Source organism: Flavobacterium sp. CAU 1735, assembly GCF_039888695.1.
In the GTDB taxonomy this organism is placed as follows: domain Bacteria; phylum Bacteroidota; class Bacteroidia; order Flavobacteriales; family Flavobacteriaceae; genus Flavobacterium.
Genome location: NZ_JBDQQQ010000016.1, coordinates 1 through 1,103, shown reverse-complemented (window position 1 = coordinate 1,103; position 1,103 = coordinate 1). Strand labels below are relative to the sequence as shown.

Annotated in this window: 2 protein-coding genes; one reads left to right on the top strand and one right to left on the bottom strand. The window is 32.9% G+C overall.

The genetic code is table 11. The annotated features are described in order from the left end of the window. On the top strand, positions 1 to 565 hold a 565-nt coding region (locus AAFN64_RS17625), incomplete at its 5' end, for a restriction endonuclease subunit S (RefSeq protein WP_347761492.1). On the opposite strand, the gene AAFN64_RS17620 is transcribed toward AAFN64_RS17625, so the two are convergent. Then, on the bottom strand, positions 560 to 1,103 hold a 544-nt coding region (locus tag AAFN64_RS17620), incomplete at its 5' end, for a restriction endonuclease subunit S (RefSeq protein WP_347761491.1). The two genes, AAFN64_RS17625 and AAFN64_RS17620, sit on opposite strands and share 6 nt — an antisense overlap.

Sequence of the window (1,103 nt, the reverse complement as noted above, 5' to 3'; positions counted from 1 at the left end):
TAACTCACATTATCAGAACTTGCCGTTTGAGATACCGGAAAACTGGAGGTGGTGTAGGCTAATAGATATTTGCTCTATCATTACTGATGGTACGCATCAAACACCTACATACTCTGAGGAGGGCTACATATTTCTTTCGTCAAAAAATGTAACTTCTGGGAAAATTGACTGGGAAAATGTTATGTATATTCCAGAGTTTCTACACAAACAATTATACACACGATTAGCTCCTCAGAAAGGCGATATTTTACTTGCTAAAAATGGAACAACAGGTTTTTCAGCAGTTGTTGATCGTGATTGTATTTTTGATATATATGTTAGCCTAGCCTTACTTCGCCCTTTTCAAAATAAAATAGACCCATATTATTTACGTCATATTATGTCATCATCTTTTGTTCAGGGACAATTCAAAAAAAACCTGAAGGGTATAGGTGTTCCAAATTTACATTTAGAGAATATTCGTAATACATATATTCCTATCTGTTCTTTCCAAGAACAGAATGAAATAGCATCTGCTATTGACCATTTTTTTAAGATACTTGATGATGTGATGATTGAATTATAAATCTTCTACAATACTATCAAGTATATTGAAAAGACTTTCAATAGATTGAACTATTTTTATTTGTTCTTTTTCTGGTGGCAGAAGGATAGGGAAATTAATAATTTTCTCTTTTGAAATATTGGGTTGTGCACCACCTTCTGCTTTCATTTGCAAAATTTTCTTTTTACCCATTAGTAAATAGAAAAGAAATTTGTTATATATCCCTGGATATGTAATACAAGCACAACAAGCCTGATTTGTAGTAGATGGAATATTCAATATGCCTATTTTCCCTATGGTTGCACCATACATAGCAATTAGAACACTTTCTTTAGGGTTTAATCTAACCGAGCATTCTTTTACAGCTAAATCGGTTATCTTTTCTGGTATATAATCAATATAACCATCATTTAGATCGCCTGTTTTTAACCAATTAATGGTTCCGTTTATATAATACATTTTATTTGAACGACTTGGTGTTGATCCGGATGACCAAGAACCGATACTTTCTAAGGTGCATTCTGCCCATCCTTGAGGCAAGTTCTGATAATGTGAGTTA